The organism is Streptomyces sp. NRRL S-340, assembly GCF_000720185.1.
In the GTDB taxonomy this organism is placed as follows: domain Bacteria; phylum Actinomycetota; class Actinomycetes; order Streptomycetales; family Streptomycetaceae; genus Streptomyces.
On record NZ_JOIY01000042.1, the window covers coordinates 37460 to 63073 of the forward strand.

Annotated in this window: 26 protein-coding genes; 11 read left to right on the plus strand and 15 right to left on the minus strand. The window is 70.9% G+C overall.

Annotated features, from left to right (window positions below):
* Positions 1-11: 11 nt before the first annotated feature.
* From IG64_RS29190 to IG64_RS29215, 6 genes are all read right to left on the minus strand, one after another.
* A complete protein-coding gene (locus tag IG64_RS29190; protein WP_037861591.1) occupies positions 12-311 on the minus strand; it encodes an RNase A-like domain-containing protein in 300 nt (99 codons plus the stop codon).
* Positions 312-333: 22 nt separating this feature from the next.
* Positions 334-927 carry a hypothetical protein gene (locus tag IG64_RS29195; protein ID WP_158771667.1) on the minus strand — a complete coding sequence of 198 codons (594 nt, stop codon included), beginning with the start codon at positions 925-927 and terminating at the stop codon, positions 334-336.
* Positions 924-2603 carry an RNase A-like domain-containing protein gene (locus IG64_RS29200; RefSeq protein ID WP_051813444.1) on the minus strand — a complete coding sequence of 560 codons (1680 nt, stop codon included), beginning with the start codon at positions 2601-2603 and terminating at the stop codon, positions 924-926. The genes IG64_RS29195 and IG64_RS29200 overlap by 4 nt, the downstream gene beginning before the upstream one ends.
* Positions 2603-2920, minus strand: coding sequence for a WXG100 family type VII secretion target (locus IG64_RS29205; protein WP_037861593.1), 318 nt, complete (start codon positions 2918-2920; stop codon positions 2603-2605). Before IG64_RS29205 ends, IG64_RS29200 begins: the two co-directional genes overlap by 1 nt.
* Positions 2921-2979: 59 nt before the next feature.
* Positions 2980-3414 (minus strand): WXG100 family type VII secretion target, encoded by a 435-nt coding sequence (locus IG64_RS29210; RefSeq protein ID WP_051813445.1) that lies wholly within the window; start codon positions 3412-3414, stop codon positions 2980-2982.
* Between the two features lie 179 nt (positions 3415-3593).
* Positions 3594-4496 carry a D-alanyl-D-alanine carboxypeptidase family protein gene (locus tag IG64_RS29215; RefSeq protein ID WP_037861594.1) on the minus strand — a complete coding sequence of 301 codons (903 nt, stop codon included), beginning with the start codon at positions 4494-4496 and terminating at the stop codon, positions 3594-3596.
* Positions 4497-4695: 199 nt separating this feature from the next.
* Between IG64_RS29215 and IG64_RS29220 the strand changes: the two genes are divergently transcribed.
* Both IG64_RS29220 and IG64_RS29225 read left to right on the plus strand, forming a co-directional pair.
* Positions 4696-5346 carry a GntR family transcriptional regulator gene (locus tag IG64_RS29220; RefSeq protein WP_078884289.1) on the plus strand — a complete coding sequence of 217 codons (651 nt, stop codon included), beginning with the start codon at positions 4696-4698 and terminating at the stop codon, positions 5344-5346.
* Positions 5343-6659, plus strand: coding sequence for an MFS transporter (locus IG64_RS29225; RefSeq protein WP_037861597.1), 1317 nt, complete (start codon positions 5343-5345; stop codon positions 6657-6659). The genes IG64_RS29220 and IG64_RS29225 overlap by 4 nt, the downstream gene beginning before the upstream one ends.
* Before the next feature lie 28 nt (positions 6660-6687).
* Here IG64_RS29225 and IG64_RS29230 read toward each other — a convergent pair whose 3' ends face one another.
* Entirely contained in the window at positions 6688-7512 is an 825-nt protein-coding gene (locus tag IG64_RS29230) for a maleylpyruvate isomerase family mycothiol-dependent enzyme (RefSeq protein ID WP_037861599.1), read from the minus strand.
* Positions 7513-7733: 221 nt separating this feature from the next.
* On the opposite strand from IG64_RS29230, the gene IG64_RS29235 reads away from it, so the two are divergent.
* Entirely contained in the window at positions 7734-8507 is a 774-nt protein-coding gene (locus IG64_RS29235; RefSeq protein WP_037861602.1) for a carbon-nitrogen family hydrolase, read from the plus strand.
* A 36-nt stretch (positions 8508-8543) separates the two neighbouring features.
* Here the strand turns inward: IG64_RS29235 and IG64_RS29240 are convergent, their stop codons facing one another.
* The 4 genes from IG64_RS29240 to IG64_RS29255 all read right to left on the minus strand — a co-directional run bounded on the left by IG64_RS29240 (position 8544) and on the right by IG64_RS29255 (position 12809).
* The gene (locus tag IG64_RS29240) at positions 8544-9038 is read right to left on the minus strand and encodes an LURP-one-related/scramblase family protein (protein WP_037861603.1); all 495 of its coding nucleotides are present in this window, start codon (positions 9036-9038) and stop codon (positions 8544-8546) included.
* Between the two features lie 48 nt (positions 9039-9086).
* Positions 9087-9341: a DUF6458 family protein gene (locus tag IG64_RS29245; RefSeq protein WP_037861605.1), complete on the minus strand. Its 255-nt coding sequence runs from the start codon at positions 9339-9341 to the stop codon at positions 9087-9089.
* Between the two features lie 191 nt (positions 9342-9532).
* A complete protein-coding gene (locus IG64_RS29250; protein ID WP_037861606.1) occupies positions 9533-10831 on the minus strand; it encodes a M18 family aminopeptidase in 1299 nt (432 codons plus the stop codon).
* Between the two features lie 151 nt (positions 10832-10982).
* Complete coding sequence (locus tag IG64_RS29255; RefSeq protein WP_037861607.1) at positions 10983-12809, minus strand: acyl-CoA dehydrogenase; 1827 nt, start codon at positions 12807-12809, stop codon at positions 10983-10985.
* Between the two features lie 144 nt (positions 12810-12953).
* Between IG64_RS29255 and IG64_RS29260 the strand changes: the two genes are divergently transcribed.
* The 4 genes from IG64_RS29260 (at position 12954) to IG64_RS29275 (ending at position 16551) form a co-directional block, all read left to right on the plus strand.
* Positions 12954-13430, plus strand: coding sequence for an SseB family protein (locus IG64_RS29260; protein ID WP_037861608.1), 477 nt, complete (start codon positions 12954-12956; stop codon positions 13428-13430).
* Between the two features lie 170 nt (positions 13431-13600).
* Positions 13601-14314, plus strand: coding sequence for a DUF3592 domain-containing protein (locus IG64_RS29265; protein WP_037861609.1), 714 nt, complete (start codon positions 13601-13603; stop codon positions 14312-14314).
* Positions 14315-14469: 155 nt separating this feature from the next.
* Positions 14470-15447: a pirin family protein gene (locus IG64_RS29270; protein WP_037861611.1), complete on the plus strand. Its 978-nt coding sequence runs from the start codon at positions 14470-14472 to the stop codon at positions 15445-15447.
* 78 nt (positions 15448-15525) lie between these two features.
* Positions 15526-16551: an AI-2E family transporter gene (locus tag IG64_RS29275; protein WP_037861613.1), complete on the plus strand. Its 1026-nt coding sequence runs from the start codon at positions 15526-15528 to the stop codon at positions 16549-16551.
* A 117-nt stretch (positions 16552-16668) separates the two neighbouring features.
* On the opposite strand, the gene IG64_RS29280 is transcribed toward IG64_RS29275, so the two are convergent.
* Positions 16669-18825 carry a SpoIIE family protein phosphatase gene (locus tag IG64_RS29280; RefSeq protein WP_037861614.1) on the minus strand — a complete coding sequence of 719 codons (2157 nt, stop codon included), beginning with the start codon at positions 18823-18825 and terminating at the stop codon, positions 16669-16671.
* 230 nt (positions 18826-19055) lie between these two features.
* Between IG64_RS29280 and aspS the strand changes: the two genes are divergently transcribed.
* Complete coding sequence (gene aspS / locus IG64_RS29285) at positions 19056-20819, plus strand: aspartate--tRNA ligase (protein ID WP_037861616.1); 1764 nt, start codon at positions 19056-19058, stop codon at positions 20817-20819.
* Positions 20820-20902: 83 nt separating this feature from the next.
* On the opposite strand, the gene IG64_RS29290 is transcribed toward aspS, so the two are convergent.
* Complete coding sequence (locus tag IG64_RS29290; RefSeq protein ID WP_037861618.1) at positions 20903-21385, minus strand: ATP-binding protein; 483 nt, start codon at positions 21383-21385, stop codon at positions 20903-20905.
* 156 nt (positions 21386-21541) lie between these two features.
* Between IG64_RS29290 and IG64_RS29295 the strand changes: the two genes are divergently transcribed.
* The 3 genes from IG64_RS29295 (at position 21542) to IG64_RS29300 (ending at position 22861) form a co-directional block, all read left to right on the plus strand.
* Positions 21542-22420, plus strand: a complete 879-nt coding sequence (locus IG64_RS29295; RefSeq protein ID WP_037861620.1) for a helix-turn-helix domain-containing protein — start codon at positions 21542-21544, stop codon at positions 22418-22420.
* Positions 22417-22539: a hypothetical protein gene (locus IG64_RS42915; RefSeq protein ID WP_267883418.1), complete on the plus strand. Its 123-nt coding sequence runs from the start codon at positions 22417-22419 to the stop codon at positions 22537-22539. Before IG64_RS29295 ends, IG64_RS42915 begins: the two co-directional genes overlap by 4 nt.
* 109 nt (positions 22540-22648) lie before the next feature.
* Positions 22649-22861, plus strand: coding sequence for a DUF397 domain-containing protein (locus tag IG64_RS29300; protein ID WP_037861621.1), 213 nt, complete (start codon positions 22649-22651; stop codon positions 22859-22861).
* Positions 22862-22999: 138 nt separating this feature from the next.
* On the opposite strand, the gene metG is transcribed toward IG64_RS29300, so the two are convergent.
* A complete protein-coding gene (gene metG, locus IG64_RS29305) occupies positions 23000-24715 on the minus strand; it encodes a methionine--tRNA ligase (protein ID WP_037861622.1) in 1716 nt (571 codons plus the stop codon).
* 168 nt (positions 24716-24883) lie between these two features.
* Positions 24884-25614 (minus strand): VWA domain-containing protein (locus IG64_RS29310; RefSeq protein WP_037861644.1); only part of this gene is annotated, 731 nt, incomplete at its 5' end.

A 25614-nucleotide genomic window follows, 5' to 3' on the forward strand; every position in this document is an offset into this window, starting at 1 on the left:
GCCGGTGGGTGCTACCGGTAGACGGGGAAAGTGGAGCGCACGGCGAAGCCGTGGGGGCGGGAAGGATCCCGCTCGAGGATCACCCGGGCGGCCCGTACGTCCACCGGGTCCCGGCCCGCGAGCATCATCGCCTGCAGCAGCACGCGGCCGACCGGGTCGGGCCGGGAGGGCCAGGACGCCTCGATGGTCAGCCGGGGGCGGGTGGCCTGGGCGAGCCAGCGGTGGATGACCTGCTCGTTGGCGGTCACGACCTGCTGGGTGGCCCACTGGGCGGTTTCACGGTCGGGGTAGGTGGCGGAACGGGTGCGCAAGGTTTTCCTCTCTCCTGTTCTCTCAGTCTTCCCAGAAGGCCCAGAAGACGCCCACCTCTGTGTCGGACACTGCGACGAGACCGCAGTCGGTGGTGTACACGGAAAGACAGGACCATTCTGTGTCGGGGTTGAGGAGATCGGCGTCCCGGTTCTCGTACGCATCTGCTGCGTTCGTCAGGAAGACCGTGTCCGAGGGAAACCGAGCCAAAATGTTCCGGGAGCTTGCGAACAGTGAGTCCTTGTGACGCTCGAAGTCCGGAATTCCGGCTGCCTGATAGAATTCTCCCTTGAGGGCGACCAGGAGTTGGGCAGCTGATCCAGCACTGATTTCGTAGAGGCTCTCCCCGATCTGCTCGGGACTCCAGGGCATGAACGGCGATCCGGTGCCGCTGCGGTTCTCACCGACCTCCGGCGCGTAGTTGATCGAGAGCCATTTCCGCGGGTCCGTGGTCTTCAGAGCCATCACCGCTGCCGTGTCCCGGCGCCAGTCCTCGTGCTCTCGAGGGCCGACCGCTGCGAAGGTCCAGCCACCGCCGTACAGCTCGAGTACGGAAGATTTCCATGATGCGGAGTCGACCAAATTATTCTTTTCCTCGTCCGATGCTGTTCCGGTCATGCTGGTGGAGGTTTGTCGCTGGGCGTCGACGTGAGGACGACGTACGGTGGGTGGCCTCCAGGACGACTGCGCAGGGTCACGCTCACCATATCGGAGTCGTGCGGCTGAGAGTCGCCACGTGCCCAGGTGCGCCCAGTGGGTTGCTTGAAATCGAGGCCAACTGTTCTGTTTCCCTTGTTCGGTTTATTGCTCATCAACCACTTCTCAATCTTCTTCTGGTTGCCAGGATCATCCAGTACGGCCTGAGTGAACCGCTGGGCATCGTCCAGGCTTTTGAACGTGGAAACAGCGACGGGCCTGACCACCCCGTCCGGATAGAGCTTTCCTTGATCTCTGAGGCGCTGCTCCAACTGCTCATCCGTCTTTCCCACATGTTTGTCGATGACGTGCGATCCCGCCAGGCCCTCCTGGTTGGCGAGGTCGACGGGGAACCGGTGGCGGGACTCGTCGTCCCCCGGGACCGTGTAGAGCGGATCACCCTTGAAATCGGTCAGGGCACGGGCACCGAAAGCCTCCGCCCGGGCCGTTTCGGCGCTGAAGGACGGTGCGCTCGTGTACGCCTCGTCCAGCGCCGGCAGCAGAGCCTTGATTTCACCGACCTGTCGGTGGATCCGGTTGTCGTAGGCCGACACCGCGTCGTTCAGGGCGCCCTCGTCGATGTCCAGAACGATGCCGACCGAAAGGTCCGTGACCAGGCCTTTTCCCGCGTGCCACAGTCCTTTCACCAGGCTCTTGGGATCCGTGACGTCCAGTTCGCGCGGGTCGAGCTGTCTGAGGCTGCCCACGACGGCCCGGCGGTAGATCCGGTGCAGATCGTCCCTGACGTCCTCGGCCGCCTTGGCGACGGCGTAGACCGCGTCGGCCATGGCGTCGCAGGTGTCGAACAGCACGGCGAAGACGGGGTGGCTGGTTCCCCTCTTCCGCGCGTCGTCGTTGGACCAGTCGTAACCCTCCCGGTTCCTGCCCCAGGCGGAGGTTCCCCACAGGGTGCTGCAGAAGGTCCGCATCGCGTTGTACCAGTCCTGGTCGGTCTGGTCCGTGATGCCGCCGATGAGGGCCGTCAGCGTTCCGTCCACCATGCCGAGCGTGCTCTGCGGCATCCGCCAGGCCTGGGACGTCGAGTACAGCCGCAGGTGGTGGGGCAACGGCAGGATCGTGGCCGCCTTGCCCCACCGGCACTCGTGTTCCAGCAGGGGCCGCAGGACAGCCAGGACCGCGGCCTCCAGGCCTTCGAGCACCTCCTGCGTGATGCTCTGGGCGGGGTCGAGGTCTCCCCAGGTGAAGTCCGTGACCGGGCCGTAGGCAGGGGGTTTGTCGATCACGACCGGGAGGGGCCGGGAGGCGGGATGCGCTGACGGAGAAGGGTGCGTGGCGGCGTCGGCCGCCGCGTAGTTGTCGGCGGTCGTGGTGAATCCGACGGCGGCGCCGCCGACGCTGACCACGGCCTTGGCCCACACGTCGAGGAACCGGTTGGCGACCTGTGCGTAGGCGGCCGTGAAGTCCTTCATGGCGGACCCGTTGCCGCCGCCGTCCGGATACCGTGCCAGTTCGGCGAGGAACGACTTGATTCCCTTGTCGAGAGGGTCCTGCTGGCCCGCCACGCCGGCCGAGACCCCGTACAGAGCGGACGGAGTCACGTCGATCGTCCCGCTGCGGGGAGCGGACGGCGTCGCCATCAGGCGGCGCCCCAGCCGCGGAGCACCGCCTGGTGGGCCGCCGCGTAGTTGGCATGGCCCGTGGTGACGTAAGCGTGCAGCCACTTCTGGGCGGCCTGCAGGTCCTGGGCGTCGTGGTCCCATTCGTCGAGTTTCTCGACGAAGATCGTCCGGGCCTCGCCCTTCCACGACAGCACGACGGGCTCGACGCGCTCGTAGAGCTCCTCGAGCTTGCCGTTGAGCTGCTTGAGGATGTCCTCCAGTTCGGCGGCGAGTTCGTGGAGGGTGGCGAAGGAGACGGATATGTGGTCGTCGGGCGCAGCAGCCCCGGTCGGCATGTTCCCCCCTGGGTGTCGGTGACGACGGTTCTCGGACGGGCGTGGTGCGGATGCCTGCCTCAGTAGGAGTCGAGGCTGCTCCGGGGCGCGGGCGGGGTGGCTGCCCCCTGGCCCCTGTCCGGGGCGGGGGTGGAGAGCTTGTCGACCTCGCTGTCGATGTCCACCCGGATGCGCTGCAGGTGCCCGAGCACGTCGAGGTCGTGCCGGGAGAAGCCGTCACGGCTCATCCGCACGGCCTGCTCCAGCAGCTTCATCACTTCACGGATGCGGACGGCGTCCTCGGCCGCCGCACGGTGGAAATCGCGGTACGCCGTCGCGGCCGGCCCCTTCCAGCCCGCCTCGATCCGGTCCACGAGCCCGTCCATGCGCTTGACCTGCCGGTCCAGGTGGCCCTGCATGGCGTCCAGATCATCCGCGAGCCTGGTCAGATCCTCGCCGGACACCCGCAGGTCAGGCCCGCCGGCCTGCCCGGCACCGTGTTCGCGCGCCCTCATGCTGTTCCCCCGGTCGCCTCGGCATCGCACGCCCGCTGTGCGGAAGGATCATACGACCGGTGATACCCGCACCCGCAGGAGCCGTGGCGGCCGGAAGTGCCTCGGCGCCGGCGGCTTCCGGGACGCGGAAGGGGCCTGCCGGTGTGCAGCGGCAGGCCCCTTCGCTTCGTGGGCCGGTGTCAGTGCAGGCGCGCGAAGCCGTAGTTCAGGATGCGCGTGGCGTCCGTGGCGCGCTGGTTGACGGAGGTGGAGGCCAGGACCGTGCCGATGACGGTCTTGTTGCCCTTGGTGGCGGCGAAGACGAGGCAGTACTTGGCCTCGGGGCCGGAACCGGTCTTCACACCGATGGCGCCGCGGTAGCTGCCGAGCAGCGTGTTGGTGTTCGTCCACGTCGCCATCGTGCGGGTGCTGCCCGTCCGGGTGATGGTCTTGGCGCGGTACGACTTCGTCTTCACGATCGAGCGGAACGTGGAGTTCCGCATCGCACTGCTCGCGATCTTCGTCAGGTCGCGCGGCGTCGAGTAGTTGTTGCCCCGGCCGATGCCGTCGAACGAGTCGAAGTGCGTGTTCTTCAGCTTGAGGTCCTTCGCGGCGGCGTTCATCTTGCCGACGAAGGACTTCACGCGGGCGTCACGGGTCTTGCCCGAGCCGAACTTGTCGGCCAGCGCGTAGGCGGCGTCGCAGCCCGAGGGGAGCATCAGCCCGTACAGCAGCTGACGGACGGTCACCTTGTCGCCCACGATGAGGTGGGCCTGGGAGGCGTTGTTGCGCACGACGTAGTCGCTGTACGCCTTCTGGATGGTGACCTTGGCGTTGAGATTGAGGTTCCGCTGGGCCAGGACGACCTTGGCGGTCATGATCTTCGTGGTGGAGCCCGTGGACAGCCGGGTGTCCGCCTTCTTCGCGAACAGGGTCGAGCCGTTCGCGTTGTTCATCGCGTAACCGCCCTTCGCCGCGATCGACGGCGTGGCGACGGCCTGGGCGGGCGCCGCGGTCAAAGCTCCCGCGGCGAGCACGGCCCCGGTGGTCAGGGCGACGGCTGCGGCTCTGCGGAGGCGATTGGCCTGGATGCCGGTTTTCAAGTGAGATACCCCGATTATGTCGAATGCCCCTATGGTGCGGCCGAGTTGATAACCCGTGAAAGGGGGGCCGCGTCTATAGGACACGTAAGTAGCACAGTTGGTTGTCCACGGGATGCGGGAAATTCCGCGGAGGCCGGGGTGCCGTCCGCATACTGGACAGGGACGCGTCATGCGTACGTGTTGTATCTATGCTGTGGCCATGAGCCTGGCAGTGAAGCAGCCCCCCGCCGCCGACCGCGTGTACACCCACGTCAAGCAAGCGGTCCTGGACCGCCGCTACGAGGGCGGCACCCTCCTGACCGAGGGGGAGCTGGCCGAGGCCGTCGGCGTGTCGCGCACCCCGGTGCGCGAGGCGCTGCTGCGGCTGGAGGTCGAGGGGCTCCTCAAGCTCTACCCGAAGAAGGGAGCGCTCGTCCTGCCGGTCTCCGCCCAGGAGATCGCGGACGTCGTGGAGACCCGCCAGCTCGTGGAGGAGCACGCCGCGCGCAAGGCCGTACCCGCCCCGCCCGGGCTGATCGCCCGGCTGGAGGAACTGCTGGAGCAGCAGAAGGAGCAGGTGGCGGCCGGCGACCTGACCGGGGCCTCCGTCACCGACCGCTGCTTCCACGCCGAGATCGTCCGCAGCGGCGGCAACGAGATCCTCTCCCGCCTCTACGGCCAGTTGCGCGACCGTCAGCTGCGCATGGGCGTCGCCGTCATGCACGCCCACCCCGACCGGGTCGCCAAGACGCTCACCGAGCACGAGGAGATCCTTCAGGCGCTGCGGTCCGGGGACGCCGAGGCGGCGGTCGGCCTCGTCCACCGGCACGTCAGCTGGTTCTCCCACCTGGCACGGGGTGAGGTCCGATGAGTTCCTTCTCCACCTCGACCGCACCCGTGACGCTGCCCGGAGATCCCCCCGGCGGTCGGCGGGCCGCCGCCGTCTGGAGCATCGGCGTCGCCGTCTACTTCGTCGCCGTCATCTTCCGTACGTCGCTGGGTGTCGCCGGGCTCGACGCCGCCGAGCGCTTCCACGTGGGCGCCTCCGCGCTGTCCACCTTCTCGATCCTCCAGCTCCTCGTCTACGCCGGCATGCAGATACCCGTCGGCCTGCTCGTCGACCGGCTCGGCACCAAGAAGGTGCTGGGCATCGGCGTGGTGCTGTTCACGGCCGGTCAGCTCGGCTTCGCCTTCTCGCCGTCGTACGGCACCGCCCTCGCCTCCCGGGCGCTGCTCGGCTGCGGGGACGCCATGACCTTCATCAGCGTGCTGCGGCTGGGCACCCGGTGGTTCCCCGCCCGGCGCGGGCCGCTGGTCGCGCAGCTCGCCGGACTCGTCGGCATGGCCGGCAACCTGGTCTCCACCCTGGTGCTGGCCCGGCTGCTGCACGGGCTGGGCTGGACGCAGGCGTTCGCGGGCAGCGCGCTGGCCGGCGTGGTGGTGGCCGTACTGCTGGTCCTCTTCCTGAAGGACCACCCCGAGGGCCACGAGCCGGCGCCCGTGCCGCACCGGGGCGCCGCCTCCGTGCGCGGGCAGATCGCCGCCTCCTGGCGCGAGCCGGGGACCCGGCTCGGCATGTGGGTGCACTTCACCACCCAGTTCCCGGCGATGGTGTTCCTGCTGCTGTGGGGGCTGCCGTTCCTGGTGGAGGCGCAGGGACTGTCGCGCGGGACGGCGGGGGAACTGCTCACGCTCGTCGTCCTGTCGAACATGGCCGTCGGCCTCGTCTACGGGCAGATCGTCGCCCGGCACCACGCGGCCCGGCTGCCGCTGGCGCTCGGCACGGTCGCGGCGACGGCGGTGATGTGGGCGGCGACCCTGCTCTGCCCCGGCGAGCGGGCGCCGATGTGGCTGCTCCTGGTGCTGTGCGTGGTGCTCGGTGCCTGCGGGCCCGCCTCGATGATCGGCTTCGACTTCGCCCGGCCGGCGAACCCGGCCGAGCGGCAGGGGACCGCCTCCGGCATCACCAACATGGGCGGTTTCGTCGCCTCGATGACGACGCTCCTCGCGATCGGTGTGCTGCTGGACGCCACGGGGGACGACTACACGGTCGCCTTCTCCGCCGTGTTCGTGCTCCAGGCGCTCGGCGTCAGCCAGATCCTTCGGCTGCGCGGGCGGGCGGCCCGCAGGGAACGCGAGCGGCTGGTGGCCAGCCGGGTGGAGACGGTGCACGTGCCCGCGTGAGGCGCGGCCCGGCCCGGGCGGCGGTTCCTCAGCGCGTCACCGTGAAGTTCCGCAGGATCGCCGCCGTCAGCTCCGGGTCGCCCTCCGTCTTCACCCGGTCGGCCACCGCCTCCGGGGTGACCCGGCCGCACGCCAGGCGGACGTACGTCTCCCAGTCGAGGGTGAGGGCCGCCGCCGGGCCCAGGGCGGGCGCCGTCTCCAGGGTGCCGCGGCCCTGGATGTCGACGCGGATCGTGCGCAGGAACTCCACCGGCCCGTGCACGTCGAAGACGATCGCCGAACTGCGCGGGGCGTCCGCCCGCACCGCCACGACCTCCGGCAGCGCGTCGAGCAGGTGGTCGCGGGCGACGTACGCGCCGGGCGAGTCGAGGTTGCCGGGGCGGCCCAGCGCGGCCCGCAGGTCCTGCTCGTGCACCCAGATGTCGAACGCCCGGTAGCGCATCGACTCCTCCAGGGTGATCTCCGCGCCGAGCGGGCCGCGCACCTTGGTGCCCGGGTCCCTCGACTCGTTGCGCAGCTGGCGGTTGCGGCGGATGACCGTGTACTCCAGCTCGGACGTCATCTCCGGCGCCGTGTGGTGGCGGCGGACGTCGACCTGCATCTCCATGTAGCGCTGGTGTTCGTCGGTGACGTGGAACAGGTCGCGCGGCAGGGAATGGATGGGGCGCGGGTCGCCGAGCGCCTCGCAGTCCATCCCGATGACGTGCGAGACGACGTCGCGCACGGACCAGCCGGGGCACGGGGTCCGCCGGTTCCACTCGCCCTCCACGAGCGGCTGCACCAGCTCGGATATCGCCTCGACGGAGTGGGTCCAGGCATCGGCGTAGGGCTGGAGGGTGGGATGCAGACTCACGGAACGGGACCCCTCGGCGGTCGGTACACGGTCAGGTTGTGGCGGCATTGCCAGTGGGGAGTGGCGGCGGTCGGCGGGCGGCTCGGGACTCCCCCCTGACTCTCGCTCCGCTTCGAGCAGGGGGGATCCCCAAGTTACGCTGCTGTGAGGCACCCCGGCAGTGCTTTCGTGTGACGATCGTAGGCCCGCCGGGACAACTCGATTGCCAGGACGGTGGTAGTGTGCGCGCCTCGCTGATCCAGATCGCCGTGGACGAGGGCGAATCGGTCGTGTCGCGGCGGCGGCGGGCGGCCGCTCTGGTGCGCGAACAGGCCGCTGCCGACCTCGTCGTCCTGCCGGAGCTGTGGACCACCGGGGCCTTCGCCTTCGAGCGGTTCGCCGGTGACGCCGAGCCGCTGGAGGGGCCGACGTACGAGGTGATGGCCGAGGCGGCGAACGAGGCGGGCGTGTGGCTGCACGCGGGCTCGATCCCGGAACGGGACGCCGACGGCACCCTCTACAACACCTCTCTGGTCTTCTCCCCCTCCGGCGGCCTGGCCGCCGCCTACCGCAAGATCCACCGCTTCGGCTTCGACAAGGGCGAGGCGGTGCTGATGGGCGCGGGACGCGATCTGGTGACGGTCCGGCTGCCGGACACGGTGCTGGGCGTGGCCACCTGTTACGACCTCCGTTTCCCCGAGCTGTTCCGCGGTCTCGTCGACGCGGGCGCCGAGACCCTGGTGATCCCGGCGGGCTGGCCGGAGCGCCGCCGGGCGCACTGGACGCTGCTGGCCCGCGCGCGGGCGGTGGAGAACCAGGCGTTCGTGCTCGCCTGTGGAACGGCCGGGACGCACGCGGGAGTTCCGCAGGCCGGTCACTCGATCGTGGTGGATCCGTGGGGCGAGGTGCTGGCGGAGGCCGGGCCGGGCGAGGAGGTCCTGAGCGTTGCGATCGACCCCGGCAGGGTCGCGGCGACCCGGGAGCAGTTCCCCGCCCTCAAGGACCGGGTTCTCTGAACCGCCTCGGTCCGGGCGCGCGGTCCTGACCGGGGCTCAGGCCTCGTCGCGTTCCTTCTCCGCCAGGTGGATCACGCACACCGCCACCGCGATCAGCAGCGCCGGGTCCGCGTCGTCCCGTACGACGTCGACGCCGTAGGTGTCCACCACGCTCAGCCACCGCCGGGAGATCACCGCCAGCAGTTCCCCGTCGTACTCGACGGCGAACTCCCGGTCGAGGATCTTGCCGCTGACGTCCAGTCCGGTCCCGTCGACCAGGGACACCCGGTAGTGGTTGCGCAGCAGCGACAGCCGCTTGCGCCGGATCTTCGCCAGCGCCTGCCCGTCCCGCTCGATCACCATCGTCTCCCGCAGGGAGAGCATCTTCTGGTGGATGTCGATCAGGACCCGGCCCTGGGCGTCCTTCAGCTCGAAGGTGTCCCGCAGCCGCATCGCCTTGCCGTCGACGAGGAAGACCTTGGCTCCGTGCTCGTCCTCGATCCAGTAGTCGTCACCGATGCCGAGGATCCGGTCGCGTACGAGGAATCTCATGCCCTTACCGCTTCCCCGGGCGGGCCCGCGCGTACCGCATCCGGTCGGTCACACGCCGTAGCCGTCGGTGTACCCGTCCCGGGGCCCGTGGTGGTGGCGCTCCTCCTCGACGACGGTCGTCGAGGGCGGCACCATGACGCGCCGGCGCCGGGCGATGCTGCTGAACGTCGTGACCCCGATCAGTCCGACGATCATCAGGATGACGCCGACCATGTGCAGGTTGACCCCCTGCATGTGCCAGTCGGTCGCGAACGTGAGGATGGCTCCCACGGCGATGAGGATGATGCACCCGCCGAGGCCCATGAGTGTCGCCTCCCAATCCGGTGTCAGGTCCGGTGGTTCCGGCCTGTCCGGTCCCTTCCGGTCAACTCCGGGTACCCGCAAGCCCGGTGGACATGCGGGGGGCGGCTCTCACGGAGTGCCGGCGCGGGCTCGCGGCGGTGCGGATCCCCGGGGCCCGTGGCCGGGTCCCGCGGCCGGGGCCCCGGGCCCCGTCAGCCCTCCAGGAACGCCACCAGCGCGTTGGCCAGCAGGAACGGGTCGTCGGCGGCGCACAGTTCGCGGGCGCTGTGCATGGACAGGATGGCCACGCCGATGTCGACGGTCCTGATGCCGTGCCGGGCCGCGGTGATCGGGCCGATCGTGGTGCCGCACGGCATGGAGTTGTTGGAGACGAAGGACTGGAAGGGGACGTCCGCCTTCTCGCAGGCCGCCGCGAACACCGCCCGGCCCGTACCGTCCGTGGCGTAGCGGTTGTTGACGTTGACCTTCAGGATCGGGCCGCCGCCCGCGCGCGGGTGGTGCGTCGGGTCGTGCCGCTCGGCGTAGTTGGGGTGCACGGCGTGGCCCGTGTCGGAGGACAGGCAGACGGTGCCGGCGAAGGCACGCGCCCGGTCCTCGTACGATCCGCCGCGCGCGAACACCGAACGCTCCAGGACGCCGCCGAGCAGCGGGCCGTCCGCGCCGGTGTCGGACTGGGAGCCGTTCTCCTCGTGGTCGAAGGCGGCCAGCACCGGGATGTACGGCAGCTCCTGGCCCGAGGTCGCCACGGCGGCCAGGGCGGCCGTGCCCGCGTGCACGGAGAGCAGGTTGTCCATGCGCGGCCCGGCCACCAGCTCGCGGGCGCGGCCCAGGTAGGCGGGCGGCTCCACGGAGTGCGTCATCAGGTCCCAGCCGGTGACCTCGCCGGCCGGCAGGCCCGCCTCCTGTTCCAGGAAGGCGATGAGGTCGCCGTCGCGGACGTCGTCACCGAGGCCCCACACCGGCTGGAGGTGCCGCTGCTTGTCCAGCTTGAGTCCCTCGGTGGAGACCGAGCGGTCCAGGTGGATGGCGAGCTGGGGGACGCGCAGCAGCGGACGGTCGACGTTCACCAGCCGGGTGGAGCCGTCGCGCAGCGAGAGCCGCCCGGCCAGGCCCAGGTCCCGGTCGAGCCAGGAGTTCATCAGCGGGCCGCCGTAGATCTCCACGGCGACCTGGCGCCAGCCGTGCGCCCCGGTGTCGGGCCGCGGCTTGACGCGCAGGTTGGGCGAGTCGGTGTGGGCGCCGACGATGCGGAAGGGGGTGTGCGGGGCGGCGCCCTCGGGGACGTACCAGGCGATGATCGCGCCGCCGCGCAGCACGAACCTGCCGCCGGCCGTGCCGTCCCAGGCGTCCGTCTCGGCGACCTGCCGGAAGCCGGCCTTCTCCAGGCGCTCGGCGGCGTTCGCCACGGCGTGGTACGGCGACGGGCTCGCCGCCAGGAAGGACATCAGGTCGTCGGTGTGGCCGCGGTCGAAGGGCCGGTTCGTACTCATGGCTTCACCTTAACGACGCCGAAGGGTCCGCTCCCGGCGGCGGGAGCGGACCCTCGTACGGACGGACGGCAAGACGGCCGGGCGGACCGCCGCGAGGGCGGAGGGCCGGTCGCGGGCCGGGCCGCCGACGGGCGGGCCGGCCGGGGCCGGACTAGAACGCTGCCTCGTCCAGCTCCATCAGGTCCAGGTCGACGTTCTGGGCCAGCTTGCGGGCCAGGGTGACGCCGGGCAGGACGTTGGCCGCGAAGAACTTCGCCGCCGCGATCTTGCCGGTGTAGAAGGCCCGGTCCTTGGCGGAGGCGGTCTGGAGCTTCTCGGCGGCGACCGCCGCGCCCTTGAGCAGCAGGTAACCGACGACCACGTCACCGGAGGCCATCAGCAGGCGGGTCGTGTTCAGGCCCACCTTGTAGATGTTCTTGACGTCCTGCTCGGTGGCGGCGAGGTCGGTCAGCAGCAGGCCGACGACGGCCTCCAGCTCGACGGCGGCCTTGGCCAGGTGCTCGCGGGCGCCGGCCAGCTCCTCGCCGCCGGTGCCGAGCGCCAGGAACTTCTTGATGTCCTCGGCGAGGGAGTTCAGCGCGGCGCCCTGGTTGCGGACGATCTTCCGGAAGAAGAAGTCCTGGCCCTGGATCGCGGTGGTGCCCTCGTACAGGGTGTCGATCTTGGAGTCCCGGATGTACTGCTCGACCGGGTACTCCTGGAGGAAGCCGGAGCCGCCGAAGGTCTGCAGCGACTGGGCGAGCTGCTCGTAGCCCTTCTCCGAGCCGTAGCCCTTGACGATCGGCAGGAGCAGGTCGTTCAGCGCGATCTCCGCGGAGGCGTCCTCGCCGTCGGCCTCCTTGATCTGGATCGCGTCCTGGATCGAGGCGGTGTAGAGCACCAGGGCGCGCATGCCCTCCGCGTACGCCTTCTGCGTCATCAGCGAGCGGCGCACGTCGGGGTGGTGGGTGATGGTGACCTTCGGCGCGGTCTTGTCCATGAAGTTGGCCAGGTCCGGGCCCTGGACGCGCTCCTTGGCGTACTCCAGCGCGTTGAGGTAGCCGGTGGAGAGCGTGGAGATCGCCTTCGTGCCGACCATCATGCGGGCGAACTCGATGATGCGGAACATCTGGCGGATGCCGTCGTGCTTGTCGCCGATCAGCCAGCCCTTGGCGGGGTGGCGGTCGCCGAAGGTCATCTCGCAGGTGTTGGAGGCCTTCAGGCCCATCTTGTGCTCGACGTTGGTGGCGTAGACGCCGTTGCGCTCGCCCAGCTCGCCGGTCTCGAAGTCGAACTCGTACTTCGGGACGAGGAAGAGGGACAGGCCCTTGGTGCCGGGGCCGGCGCCCTCGGGACGGGCGAGCACGTAGTGGAGGATGTTCTCCGACATGTCGTGCTCACCGGAGGTGATGAAGCGCTTCACGCCCTCGATGTGCCAGGAGCCGTCCTCCTGCTGCACGGCCCTGGTGCGGCCGGCGCCCACGTCCGAGCCGGCGTCCGGCTCGGTGAGGACCATGGTGGAGCCCCACTGCTTCTCGACGGCGATCTTGGCGATGTGCTTCTGGACCTCGTTGCCCTCCTCGAAGAGGATGCCGGCGAACGCGGGGCCCGAGGAGTACATCCACACGGCCGGGTTGGCGCCCAGGACCAGCTCGGCGTAGGCCCAGATCAGGGAGCGCGGCGCGGTGGTGCCGCCGATCTCCTCGGGCAGGCCGAGGCGCCAGTACTCGGAGTCCATGAACGCCTGGTAGCTGTTCTTGAAGGACTCCGGGACGGGCGCGGTGTGGGTCTCCGGGTCGAAGACCGGCGGGTTGCGGTCGGCGTCGGCGAAGGACGCGGCCAGCTCGTTCTCGGAGAGGCGGGTCAGCTCCTCCAGGACGCTCTTGGCGGTGTCGAGGTCCATCTCCTCGAACGGGCCGGTGCCGTACACCTTGTCGCGCCCGAGCACCTCGAAGAGGTTGAACTCGATGTCACGGAGATTCGACTTGTAGTGCCCCATGGCGACGGCTCCCGTTGAGGACTCGGCGAGGCACTGGCTCCTCGCATCCGGTTCACGTACCAACTAGTAACTCCGATGATGCTACCCGTCGGTAATAAGAAGCAACCCCGGGCGGGCCATCTGTGACTCAGTAGTCTTTAGCTCATGTACGGCTACGACCAGAGCGCGGGCGCGGGTGCGCAGCAGGGATACGTCCCGCCGCAGCAGCAGATGCCCACAGGCGGCGGGTACGGCCAGCAGCCGCCGCTGTACCCGGAGCCGTCCCCGCCGTCGCTGGCCGACGCGGTGCGCGCCTTCACCACCGGGCAGATGGCCGCCGAGGACTTCCAGCAGATCTTCGCCACCTCCAAGGTGTACTGCCCGCGCGGCGACACCCCCGGCTTCCTCGCGCTGCACAACACCCAGCAGCCGGTGATCCCCATGTTCACCTCGCTGAAGGAGCTGCGCCGCTACGCGGGCAAGGAGTCGAAGTACTTCGTGATCACCGGCGCGGAGGTGATCGACCTGCTGCCCACCGGATACGGCTTCGTGCTCGACATGGAGGGCGAGCACCGGATGGTCTTCGACGCGAAGGCGGTCGAGCAGATGGTCGACTTCGCGATGCGCCGGATGTACGGCTGACCCCTCCCTCCGTCCGGGGGCGCCTCTGAGGCGCCCCCGTCAGCTCCTCCGGGGCCGCGCCGCCGGCCCTGCACGGACGGCGGCGCAGCGCCGCCCGGCTGTGCGCCGGTGAGCTGCTGCTGGACGCGCGCCTGCTGCGCCGCCGGATACCCCTCGCGGCGATCGACCGGGTGGCCGTCGGCGGGGCGGGCGGGCGCACGCTGACGGTGGTGCTGACCGCCGCCGGCGAGCCGTCGGCCGCCTACTCCCTCACCTGCCGCGACGCCGCCGCCGGGCGCGCCTTCGCCGAGGCCGTGGGCCGGGAACTGGACGCGCACCCGGGCGGAGAGCCGCGGCCCGACGGGTGGGGGCAGGTGCGCGAGGAACGGCTGAGGCGGTGGGCGTCCGCGCCGCGCCGGGGGCCGGGGTGGGCCGCGGCGGCGGTCTACGCGCTGGTGGCGGCGGTGCTCCTCGTCTCCCGGGCGGACGCCGCAGCCGTCTTCGGCTGGCCGGCGGGACCGCTGGTGCTCGGCCCCGCCGCCGTCGCCGTGATGGGCGGGGCCGGGCTGGTCCGGCAGGCGTGGGTGCTGCGGGCGCGCGGGATCGCGGCGCCGGCCCGGCTCAGGCGCTCCTGCGCCGTGCACGGCTCCGACGAGCCGTCCGAGCACCACGTGTACACCTACGTCGACGCCGACGGGCTGATGCGTGAGTGGCGCGGGGCCGGGAGCGGGGCGGAACGGGCGGAGATCCTCTACGACCCGGCGGACCCGGAGGTCGCGGTCTTCGGCCGGGACACCGCCGGCCGGCTGGCCGGCGGGTTCGCCTTCGCGCTGGGTCTCGGGGGCGCCCTGCTGTTCATCGCGGCGATGCTGCTCGCGCCCGCCGTGCGGGCGCTGACCGGGTGAGCGGCCGGCCGGTGTCCGCGCTGACCGGGTGAGCGGCCGGCCGGTGCCCGCGCCGGGTTGCTCCGGCGGTCGGGGAATGTCCGCGCGCCCTCCTCCGTTGTGGCTGGCAGAAAGTTGAACGCTCAACTAGAGTGAGCGCACAAGGAGGTACCGACATGCCTGCAGTGACCGTCGAGAACCCGCTCACGCTGCCCCGTGTGGCCGCGCCGGCCGACGCCGTGGCACGTCCCGTGCTCACCGTCACGACCGCGCCGAGCGGTTTCGAGGGCGAGGGCTTCCCGGTGCGCCGGGCGTTCGCCGGGATCAACTACCGCCATCTCGACCCGTTCATCATGATGGACCAGATGGGCGAGGTGGAGTACGCGCCGGGCGAGCCGAAGGGCACGCCCTGGCACCCGCACCGCGGCTTCGAGACCGTCACCTACATCATCGACGGGGTCTTCGACCACCAGGACTCCAACGGCGGCGGCGGCACCATCACCAACGGCGACACCCAGTGGATGACGGCGGGCTCGGGCCTGCTGCACATCGAGGCGCCGCCGGAGTCCCTCGTCATGTCCGGCGGCCTCTTCCACGGCCTCCAGCTGTGGGTGAACCTGCCGGCCGAGGACAAGATGATGGCCCCGCGCTACCAGGACATCCGCAGTGGCAGCGTCCAGCTGCTCACCTCCCCCGACGGCGGCGCGCTGCTGCGCGTCATCGCCGGTGAGCTGGACGGTCACGAGGGCCCCGGCATCACGCACACGCCGATCACGATGGTCCACGCGACGCTGGCTCCGGGCGCGGAGGTCACCCTGCCCTGGCGGGAGGACTTCAACGGCCTGGCCTACGTCCTCGCGGGCCGCGGCAGCGTCGGCACGGAGCGCCGGCCGATCCACCTCGGCCAGACCGCGGTCTTCGGTGCGGGTGGCTCGCTGACCGTCCGCGCGGACGAGAAGCAGGACTCGCACACCCCGGACCTGGAGGTCGTCCTGCTGGGCGGACGGCCGATCAGGGAGCCGATGGTCCACTACGGGCCGTTCGTCATGAACACCAAGGACGAACTCATGCAGGCCTTCGAGGACTTCCAGAAGGGCCGCCTCGGCTCCGTCCCGGCCGTCCACGGCATGACCGGCAGCGGCCCGCAGGACTGAGCCGCCACCCCGGCAGCGGGTCACCCGGGCGGGCCGTCCGTGCAGGACAGCCCGCCCGGCGCGTGGTCCGCTGGTGGGGTGCGACTGCTGCCCGAGCCCGTCCGGCGCCTTGCCGCCTGGTGTGCCGTCGTGCTGCTCGTCTCCGGTGTGGTGTGGATCGTGGTGCGGCTGTGCGTGGCGTTCCGTACGACGGTGACGCCGGTGCTGCTCGCCCTGCTCGGGGCCGCGCTGCTGCGGCCGCTGTTCCTGCGGCTGGCGCGGGCCGGGGTCAACCGGTCGCTGGCGGCCGGGATCACCTGTGCCGCCGTCCTGGTCGTCGTCGGCGGCGTCGGCTACATCGTGGCCCTCGCGCTGATCGACAGCGGGCCGCAGATCCTCTCCTCGCTGCAGAACGCGGCGAAGTCGCTGGCCGCCCACTTCGGCGCGGCCGGCACCTCGCTGGAGGACCTGGCCGCCCACGGCAGACAACTGCTGTCGAAGTTCGGCGGGACGGCGGTCTCCAACGTCATCAGCGGGGTCAGCGTGGTCGCCGAGTACCTGGCGATGGCGGTGCTGGCGCTGCTGCTCGTCTTCTTCTTCCTGCGCGACTCGGGGCGGGCGCTGCGCGCGCTGCGGTCGATGGCTCCGGGCGGCAGCGCCGACGCGGCCGAGGCGATGGCGCGGCGGGCGTTCTCCGCCGTCGAGGGCTTCATGCGCGGAACCACGCTCATCGCGCTCATCGACGCCGGCTGCATCACGGTCGGGCTGCTGCTGCTCGACGTGCCGGGCGCCGTCGGACTCGGTGCGCTGGTCTTCGTCGGCGCCTACATCCCCTACCTCGGGGCGTTCATCTCGGGTGCGGTGTCCGTGCTGGTCGCGCTCGCCGACCGGGGGTTCGTGGTCGCCCTGTGGGCGCTGGGGGTGGTGCTGGCCGTGCAGGTGCTGGAGGGCCACGTGCTGCAGCCGGTGATCCAGAGCCGGACGGTGCAGCTGCACCCGGCGGCGGTGCTGCTGGCCATCACCGCGGGCGCGTCGGTCGCCGGGATCGTCGGGATGCTGCTGGCGGTGCCGCTGACGGCGGCGGCGTCCGGGGTCGCGCACGAACTGCGGCAGCGGTACTCGTGACCGAGCCGCAGTCCGGTTCCGGCCCCCGGTGCGTCACCGTCCGCCTCCGTCAGGGCCCGCCCGGCGGCTGCTCCGGCGCGGCCCGGACGGCACGGCCGGTCCGGCGCGGCCCGGGCGTCACGGTCTGCTGCGCGGTGGCTCGTACAGCTCGAACCAGATGCTCTTGCCCACCCCCCGCGGCTCCACCCCCCAGGCGTCCGCGAGCAGCTCGATCAGCACCAGCCCCCGCCCGGAGGAGGCCAGCTCGCCCGGCCTGCGCTTGTGCGGCAGGTCGTCGCCGGCGTCGGTGACCTCCACCCGCATCCGCCGCTCGCCCGGCTCGCCGCTGACCTCCGCGAGCAGCAGGGCGTCGGTGTCGGTGTGCACGAGCACGTTGGTCAGCATCTCCGACAGCAGGAGCACCGCCGAGTCCACCTGGTCGGCGGAGGCCCAGTCGTGCAGCAGCTCCCGCAGTTGCTGCCGGGCCACCGCGACCCGCTCGGGTTCGGCCTGGGCGACCGTCAGCAGCGTGCGCCGGATCTCCGGGCGGGCGGTGACGGCGCCGCCGTGGCCGTCGCAGAGGCGGTTCAGCAGCAGGACGGCGATGTCGTCCTCGCGGCGGTCGGCGAGCGGGCCGGTGGTGTGGTGCGAGGACGGTCCGTGCACGGCCTGGACGAGCGCGTCGGCCAGCTCCTCGGCGTCGCCCTCGTGCTGCTCCAGGATGGTGCGGATGCGCTGCCAGCCGGTGTCCAGGTCGTGGCCGCCGGTCTCGATGAGGCCGTCCGTGCAGAGCATCATGGTCTCGCCGGGCTCCAGGACGAACCGGGTGGTGGGGTAGTCGGCGTCCGGGTCGACACCCAGCGGCAGCCCGCCCGCGGTCGGGCGCATCAGCACCGTGCCGTCGGCCATGCGGATCACCGGGTCGGGGTGTCCGGCGCGGGCGACCTCCAGGACGCCGGTGCGGGGGTCCACCTCGGCGTACAGGCAGGTCGCGAAGCGCAGGTCGGCGAGGTCGTCGTCGGCGCTGTCGTCGACGATGCCGTGCAGGAACCGGGAGGCGCGGGTCAGGACCGCGTCCGGGGGGTGGCCCTCGGAGGCGTAGGCGCGCAGGGCGATGCGCAGCTGGCCCATCAGGCCCGCGGCGCGTACGTCGTGGCCCTGGACGTCGCCCATGACCAGGGCGAAGCGGCCCGCGCCGGGCTTCGCGGGGCTCCGGGAGGGGCCGCCGGGCAGCGGGATGACGTCGTACCAGTCGCCGCCGACCTGGAGACCGCCGCCGGTGGGGACGTAGCGGGCGGCGACGTCCATGCCGGGGACGGCGGGGCCGGTCGTGGGCATCATGGAGCGCTGCAGGCCCTCGCTCAGCTCCCGTTCGGTCTCGGCGGTCCCGGCCCGGGACAGGGCCTGGGCGAGCATGCGGGCCACCGTGGTCAGCACCGAGCGCTCGTCGGGGGTGAAGGCGACCGGATAGGTGAAGGCGGCCATCCAGGCGCCCATGGTGTGGCCCGAGGCGGTCAGCGGCAGGAACGCCCAGGAGCGGCGGTTGAAGCGCTGGGCCAGTTTCCAGGTGAGGGGGTAGCGGGCGCGGTACTCCTCCGGTGAGGAGAGGTAGACGGCCCGTCCGGTGCGGATCACCTCGGCGGCCGGGTAGTCCGTGTCCAGGGACATGTGCACGAAGGGGACCTCGTCGCCCTGCTGCTGCCCGTGGTGGCCGATGATCGTCAGGTGGTCGGCCTCCACGCCGAAGACGGCCAGGCCGTCGGGCGAGAAGCCGGGCATCGACAGGCCGGCCGCGACCCGCAGCACCTCCGCGGTGGAGCGCGCCTCGGCCAGGGCGCGGCCGGCGTCCAGCAGGAACGCCTCCCGTGAGCGCCGCCAGTCGCCGGTGACCGCGCTGCGTCCGGCCGGGGAGCCGGGGGTCGGTTCGGTGACCTCCTGGAGGGTGCCGATCAGCTCGTAGGCCTTCTTGCGGGAGTCGTAGGCGGGCCGGGAGCGGCTGCGGACCACCCGGATGATGCGGCCCCGCTCGTCCATGATCCGGATGCGCACCTCGGCGAGGGTGCCCTCGGCGGCGGCGAGCTGCACCACGCCGGTGATCTCGTTCCAGTCGACCGGGTGCAGCCGGGCGCGCACCTGGGCCTCGGTGAGGGTGACGTCCTCGGAGGGCAGCCCGAGCAGCCGTGCCGCCTCGGCGTCGACCGCGACCAGCCCGGTGGAGGTGTCCCAGTGCCACAGCCCGGTCGCGAGGGCGGCCAGGACGTCCCCCACGGCGGGCAGGGGCTCACCAGTGCGCATTGCCCCACTGTAAGAAGAGCCTCTCGGACACTGCCACCGAAGACGGACGGGCGTGCGGACCGTACGGACGTCGGGCGGGCCGGGGGCCGCGCCGCGGACGCGGTCGCCGGATCCCGTGTGTTTCCCGGCGTGATATGGGGAGAGGCGATCTCCCGGCGGCCGGTAGGCTGGGTGGGTCCGGGCCGTGCCCGCCCGGTGATCCCCGATCCGCGAAGACTGGATGAACGACGATGCATCGGTACAGGTCCCACACCTGCGGCGAGCTCCGCGCCTCTGACGTCGGCACCGACGTCCGGCTGAGCGGCTGGCTGCACAATCGGCGCGACCTGGGCGGCATCCTCTTCATCGATCTGCGCGACCACTACGGCATCACGCAGCTCGTCGCCCGTCCCGGCACCCCCGCCTACGAGGCGCTGGACAAGCTCTCCAAGGAGACGGTCGTCCGGATCGACGGCGGCGTCGTTTCACGTGGAACCGAGAACGTGAACGCGGACCTGCCCACCGGCGAGGTCGAGGTCGAGGTCGGCGAGGTCGAGGTGCTCGGCGCCGCCGCCCCGCTGCCCTTCACGATCAACGCGGAGGACGGGGTCAACGAGGAGCGGCGCCTGGAGTACCGCTTCCTGGACCTGCGCCGCGAGCGCATGCACCGCAACATCATGCTGCGCACGGCCGTGATCTCCGCGATCCGGCAGAAGATGGTCGCGCTCGGCTTCAACGAGATGGCGACGCCGATCCTGTCCGCCACCTCCCCCGAGGGCGCCCGCGACTACGTCGTCCCCTCCCGGGTGCACCCCGGCCGGTTCTACGCGCTGCCGCAGGCGCCGCAGCAGTTCAAGCAGCTGCTGATGATCTCCGGCTTCGACCGGTACTTCCAGATCGCGCCCTGCTTCCGTGACGAGGACGCGCGCGCGGACCGTTCGCCGGGCGAGTTCTACCAGCTCGACGTCGAGATGAGCTTCGTCGAGCAGGAGGACGTGTTCCGTCCCATCGAGCAGCTGATGACCGAGCTGTTCGAGGAGTTCGGCGGCGGCCGGCACGTCACCTCGCCCTTCCCGCGCATCCCGTTCCGCGAGGCGATGCTCAAGTACGGCTCCGACAAGCCGGACCTGCGCGCCAAGCTGGAGCTGGTGGACATCACGGATGTCTTCGCGGGCTCGGAGTTCAAGGCGTTCGCCGGCAAGCACGTGCGGGCGCTGCCGGTGCCGGCGGTCCAGGACCAGCCGCGCAAGTTCTTCGACCAGCTGGGTGACTACGCGGTCTCGCTGGGCGCCAAGGGCCTGGCCTGGGTGCGGGTGGCCGAGGACGGTTCGCTGACCGGCCCCATCGCGAAGTTCCTCACCGAGGAGAACGTCGCCGAGCTGACCAAGCGGCTGTCCCTGGCCGCCGGGCACGCGGTGTTCTTCGGCGCGGGCGAGTTCGACGAGGTCTCGAAGATCATGGGCGCGGTGCGGGTCGAGGCCGCCAGGCGCGCCGGGCACTTCGAGGAGAACGTCTTCCGCTTCTGCTGGATCGTCGACTTCCCGATGTACGAGAAGGACGAGGAGACCGGGAAGATCGACTTCTCGCACAACCCGTTCTCGATGCCGCAGGGCGGCCTGGAGGCCCTCGAGTCCCAGGACCCCCTGGACATTCTGGGCTGGCAGTACGACATCGTCTGCAACGGCGTCGAGCTGTCCAGCGGTGCCATCCGGAACCACGAGCCGGACATCATGCTCAAGGCGTTCGAGATCGCGGGCTACGACCGCGAGACCGTCGAGGACAAGTTCGCCGGCATGCTCCGCGCGTTCCGCTTCGGCGCCCCGCCGCACGGCGGCATCGCCCCGGGCGTGGACCGCATCGTGATGCTCCTCGCGGACGAGCCCAACATCCGCGAGACGATCGCCTTCCCGCTCAACGGCAACGCCCAGGACCTCATGATGGGCGCCCCGACCGAGCTGGACGAGTCCCGCCTGCGCGAACTGCACCTGACGGTGCGCAAGCCGCAGCCGAAGTAGGCGGCACACGCAACGGACGGCGCCCGGGACCGACGAGGTCCCGGGCGCCGTCCGTCGTTTCGTCCCCGTCGGACGGCTGGGCGTCACCGACCTCCACTCAGTTGCTGCCGGGTCGGACCGGAGCGTGGGCGTTCGGACTCCGGTGGCTGCGGGGCGGCGAATGTCAGTTCGGCCCAGACCGTCTTGCGGGGCGGCAGGCCGTGGGTGACTCCCCAGCGGTCGGCGAGAGCGGCGACGAGGGCGAGTCCGCGGCCGGACTCGGCGGCCGGATCAGCGGGGTGCCGGTGCGGGAGCCGGTCACCGCGCGTGTCCGTGACCTCGATGCGGAGGGTCTGGCCGACCACGTACAGCAGGAGCTGGAAGTTCCGGCCGGGGACGCGGCCGTGGGTGGCCGCGTTGTTCGCCAGCTCGGCCACGACGAGCCGCGCCGGGTCCAGGGGCAGTCCCCAGGTGCGCAGTTGCTCCGTGGCCAGCAGGCGGGCGAGGCGCGCGCCGCGCGGGGTGGGGGACAGCAGGACGTCGAAGTGGCGCAGGGGGCTGCCGGGGCGGGGGAGTTTCTGGTTCACGTCACTCAGCGTGGCCTGATGCGCCTACCGTGGGGAGTGACGTCGTGGTTGCGTACGGTGACTGTCCGGTCGTTGTCCGGTGGTGTCCGGGCCTGTCGGGGCCGTGTGTACGGACAGGGCGTCGCTGGCACGAGGCGGTACGACGGAGGGGCGCGCATGTCGGTGGACGGCGAGGTTCGGCAGCAGCTGAGGACCGAGGCTGACGAGCCGGGCTGGGAGGTGGATCCGGACGACGAGTGGGGCGTGGCCGTGGTCGCCACCGTGGGACGGCAGTTGAAGCTGCGGCGCGAGGCGGTGGGGATGCGGGCCGGTGAGTTCGGCAAGGCGGTGGGGTACGGCGAGGACCTCGTCTACAAGATCGAGAGCGGCAAGCGGATTCCCCGGCCTGAGTTTCTGGACAGGGCGGACGAGGTGCTGGGGGCGGGCGGGCTGCTCGCGGCGATGAAGGAGGACGTGGCCAAGGTCCGGTATCCGAAGAAGGTGCGGGATCTGGCGGACATGGAGGCGCGGGCCGTCGAGATCGGGGTGTACGAGAACAGCAACATCGCCGGTCTGTTGCAGACGTTGGACTATGCCCGGGCGCTGCTGGAGTCGTGGCAGCCCGCTTACACGCCGGAGGACTTGGAGCGCCGCGTAGCTGCCCGTATCGCTCGGCAAGCCATCTATGAGCGGTGCCCTGCACCGGCGCTGAGCTTCGTCCTGGAAGAGGGGACGCTTCGGCGCAAGGTTGGGGGCACAATGGTCCGGCGGGAGCAATTCGAACGCTTGCTGGAGGTAGGGCGGTTGAGCAACGTCTCCCTCCAGGTGATGCCGATGGACAGTGCGCCACACCCTGGCATGAGCGGCAGGATTGAGTTGCTGAAGTTCGAGGACGGCACTGCTGTGGGGCGCTCCGACGGGGCGTTCAATGGCCGTCCCGTGACTGACTTGAGGCAGCTCCGCATTCTTGAGCTGCGCTATGGCACCATCCGGGCGCAGGCCCTCCCGCCCCGGGAGTCGCTGGCCTTCATCGAGCAACTGCTGGGAGAGACATGATCCGCAAGACCCTCGCCGGTGGCGCCTCCGAACTGGCGTGGTTCAAGAGCAGCTGCCCCCGTCTCGCCCTCGCACCGCAGGCGTGGGGGGACTTCGTGGCGTACGCGTCCGGGAGCTGACCCCGCAACCGGCATGCCCCGCGCCTGGTCGTCACCGGGCGCTGCTGGAGGTAGGGCGGTTGAGCACAGGGGAGTCGCTGGCCTTCATCGAGCAACTGCTGGGAGAGACATGATCCGCAAGACCCTCGCCGGTGGCGCCTCCGAACTGGCGTGGTTCAAGAGCAGTTACAGCGGCGGCAACGACGGCAACTCCTGCGTCGAGGTCGCCACCACCCCCGGCACCATCCACGTCCGTGACTCCAAGCACCGGGACGCCGGCCCCCGTCTCGCCCTCGCGCCGCAGGCGTGGGGGGACTTCGTGGCGTACGCGTCCGGGAGCTGACCCCGCAACCGGCATGCCCCGCGCCTGGTCGTCACCGGGCGCGGGGCATCGCCGTACGGCTCAGAGGAGCGCGCGGTACCGGCGGCGCGGGCCGGGGCCTCGTCGCCGGCTCGGGCGGTCGGCGTCACGCGGGCCGCGTCACGCGGGTTCGCCGCCGAAGCGCTCCTTGTAGGCGGCCAGGTCGTCCTCGGTGAGCTTGGCGAACAGGACCGGCGGGACCGTGAAGGGGGTGCCCGCGGGCAGGGCCGTCAGGGACTTCGCCTCGTCGGGGGTGACCCACGTCGCCGTGTCGCCGGCGAGGGCGAACGCGGCGCGCATCGCCTTGGCCGTCGTCGGGATGAGGGGCTCGGAGACCACCGCGTACAGGTGGATCAGGTTCATCGCCGTGCGCAGCGTCAGGGCCGCGCCGTCCTGGTCGGTCTTGATCTCCAGCCAGGGGGCCTTCTCCTCCAGGTAGGAGTTGCCGGCCGACCACAGGGCGCGCAGGGCCGCGGCGGCCTTGCGGAACTGGAGCGCCTCCATGTGCTCCTCGTACTCGGCGAGCAGCCGGGCGATCTCCTCGCCCAGACGCGCCTCCGCCTCCCCCGGCTCGCCGCCGGCCGGGACCTCGGCGCCGAAGCGCTTCTTGGAGAAGGACAGCACGCGGTTGACGAAGTTGCCCAGGGTGTCGGCCAGGTCCTTGTTCACCGTGGCCGTGAAGTGCTCCCAGGTGAAGGAGGAGTCGTCCGACTCGGGCGCGTTGGCGATGAGGAAGTAGCGCCAGTAGTCCGCCGGGAGGATCTCCAGGGCCTGGTCGGTGAAGACGCCCCGCTTCTGCGAGGTGGAGAACTTCCCGCCGTAGTACGTCAGCCAGTTGAAGGCCTTGACGTAGTCGACCTTCTTCCACGGCTCGCGCACGCCGAGTTCGGTCGCCGGGAACATCACCGTGTGGAAGGGGACGTTGTCCTTCGCCATGAACTCCGTGTAGCGGACGGTGTCGTCGGCCTCGTACCACCAGGACTTCCAGTCGCGGGCCGCCGGGTCCTTGTCCGCCCACTCCTTCGTCGCGCCGATGTACTCGATCGGCGCGTCGAACCAGACGTAGAAGACCTTGCCCTCGGCCGCCAGCTCCGGCCAGGTGTCCGCCGGGACCGGGACGCCCCAGTCCAGGTCGCGGGTGATCGCGCGGTCGTGCAGGCCCTCGGTCAGCCACTTGCGGGCGATGGAGGAGGCCAGCTGCGGCCAGTCGGCCTCGTGCCGGGCGACCCACTCCTCGACCTCGTGCTGGAGCTTGGACTGGAGCAGGAAGAGGTGCTTGGTCTCGCGGACCTCCAGGTCCGTCGAGCCGGAGATGGCGCTGCGCGGGTTGATCAGGTCCGTCGGGTCCAGGACGCGGGTGCAGTTCTCGCACTGGTCGCCGCGCGCCTTGTCGTAGCCGCAGTGCGGGCAGGTGCCCTCGACGTACCGGTCCGGCAGGAAGCGGCCGTCGGCCGGGCTGTACACCTGGCGGATCGCGCGCTCCTCGATGAAGCCGTTCTCGTTCAGCCGGCGCGCGAAGTGCTGGGTGATCTCCACGTTCTCCGGGGAGGAACTGCGCCCGAAGTAGTCGAAGGCGAGCGCGAAACCGTCGTACACGGCCTTCTGCGCGTCGTGCGCCTGCGCGCAGAACTCGGCGACCGGCAGGCCCTGTTCCTTGGCGGCCAGCTCCGCGGGGGTGCCGTGCTCGTCGGTGGCGCAGATGTACAGCACCTCGTGGCCGCGTCGGCGCAGATAGCGTGCGTAGACGTCCGCCGGGAGCATGGACCCCACCATGTTGCCCAGGTGCTTGATCCCGTTGATGTACGGAAGGGCGCTGGTGATGAGGTGACGAGCCATCGCGGGCTGCTCCCAAGTCGCTACGTGGGGTGACGGCGGACGGCCTCCGGGGCCGTCCGATTCGTCTACGAACCTTGAAATCGTAGCCGACACCACCGCGCCGCCCGCTTCCCGTTTTACTGGCTGGGAAGCGGGCGGCGCGGGGGGTCGTGCCGTGGCTGCGGTGCGTTACGGGCGCCAGGACGCCAGGACGCCCTCGTACAGTTCCTTGTCCGTCAGCTCGCGGGGGGCGGGCCCGGCGTGGAAGAAGGACGCGTTGCCGGCCTTGAGCCTGCGCAGGTAGTCGAACGCCTTGTTGTCGTGCTCGCCGAAGGCGACGAAGGAGAAGAAGACGCCGGGGTGGGTCTCGGCCGCCTCGGTGAGGGAGCGGGTGGCGGGGGTCTTGGCGTCCGGGGCGCCGTCCGTCTGGAAGATCACCAGGACGGGGGGCCGGGGCCCGGCGTCCGGTGTGGCCTCGGGTGACGTGCGGTGCTCGTCGAGGTGGGCCAGGACCGCTTCCACCGCCGCGTGGTAGCTCGTGCGGCCCATGCGGCCGAGGGTGGCGTGCACCTCGTCGATCCTGCCCTCGTGGTCGGTGAGGGTGAGGTCGGTGGTGCCGTCCACGTCCGTGGAGAAGAACGTCACGTGGACCGTGGCCTCGGGGTCGAGGTGCGCCGCGAGCGCGAGGGCCTGGTCGGCGAGGGCCTGGGCGGAGCCGTCCTTGTAGTACGGGCGCATGGAGGCGGAGCGGTCCAGGACGAGGTGGACCTGGGCGCGGGTGCCGGTGAGGTCGTTCTTCTTGAGGGCGGCGGTGGCGGCCTTGTAGGCCGTGGCGAGGCCGGGGGCGCGGGATTTGAGGCGGGCTAGGGGCTGTCTCTTATACACATCTGACGCTGCCGACGACTCCTTACGTGTAGATC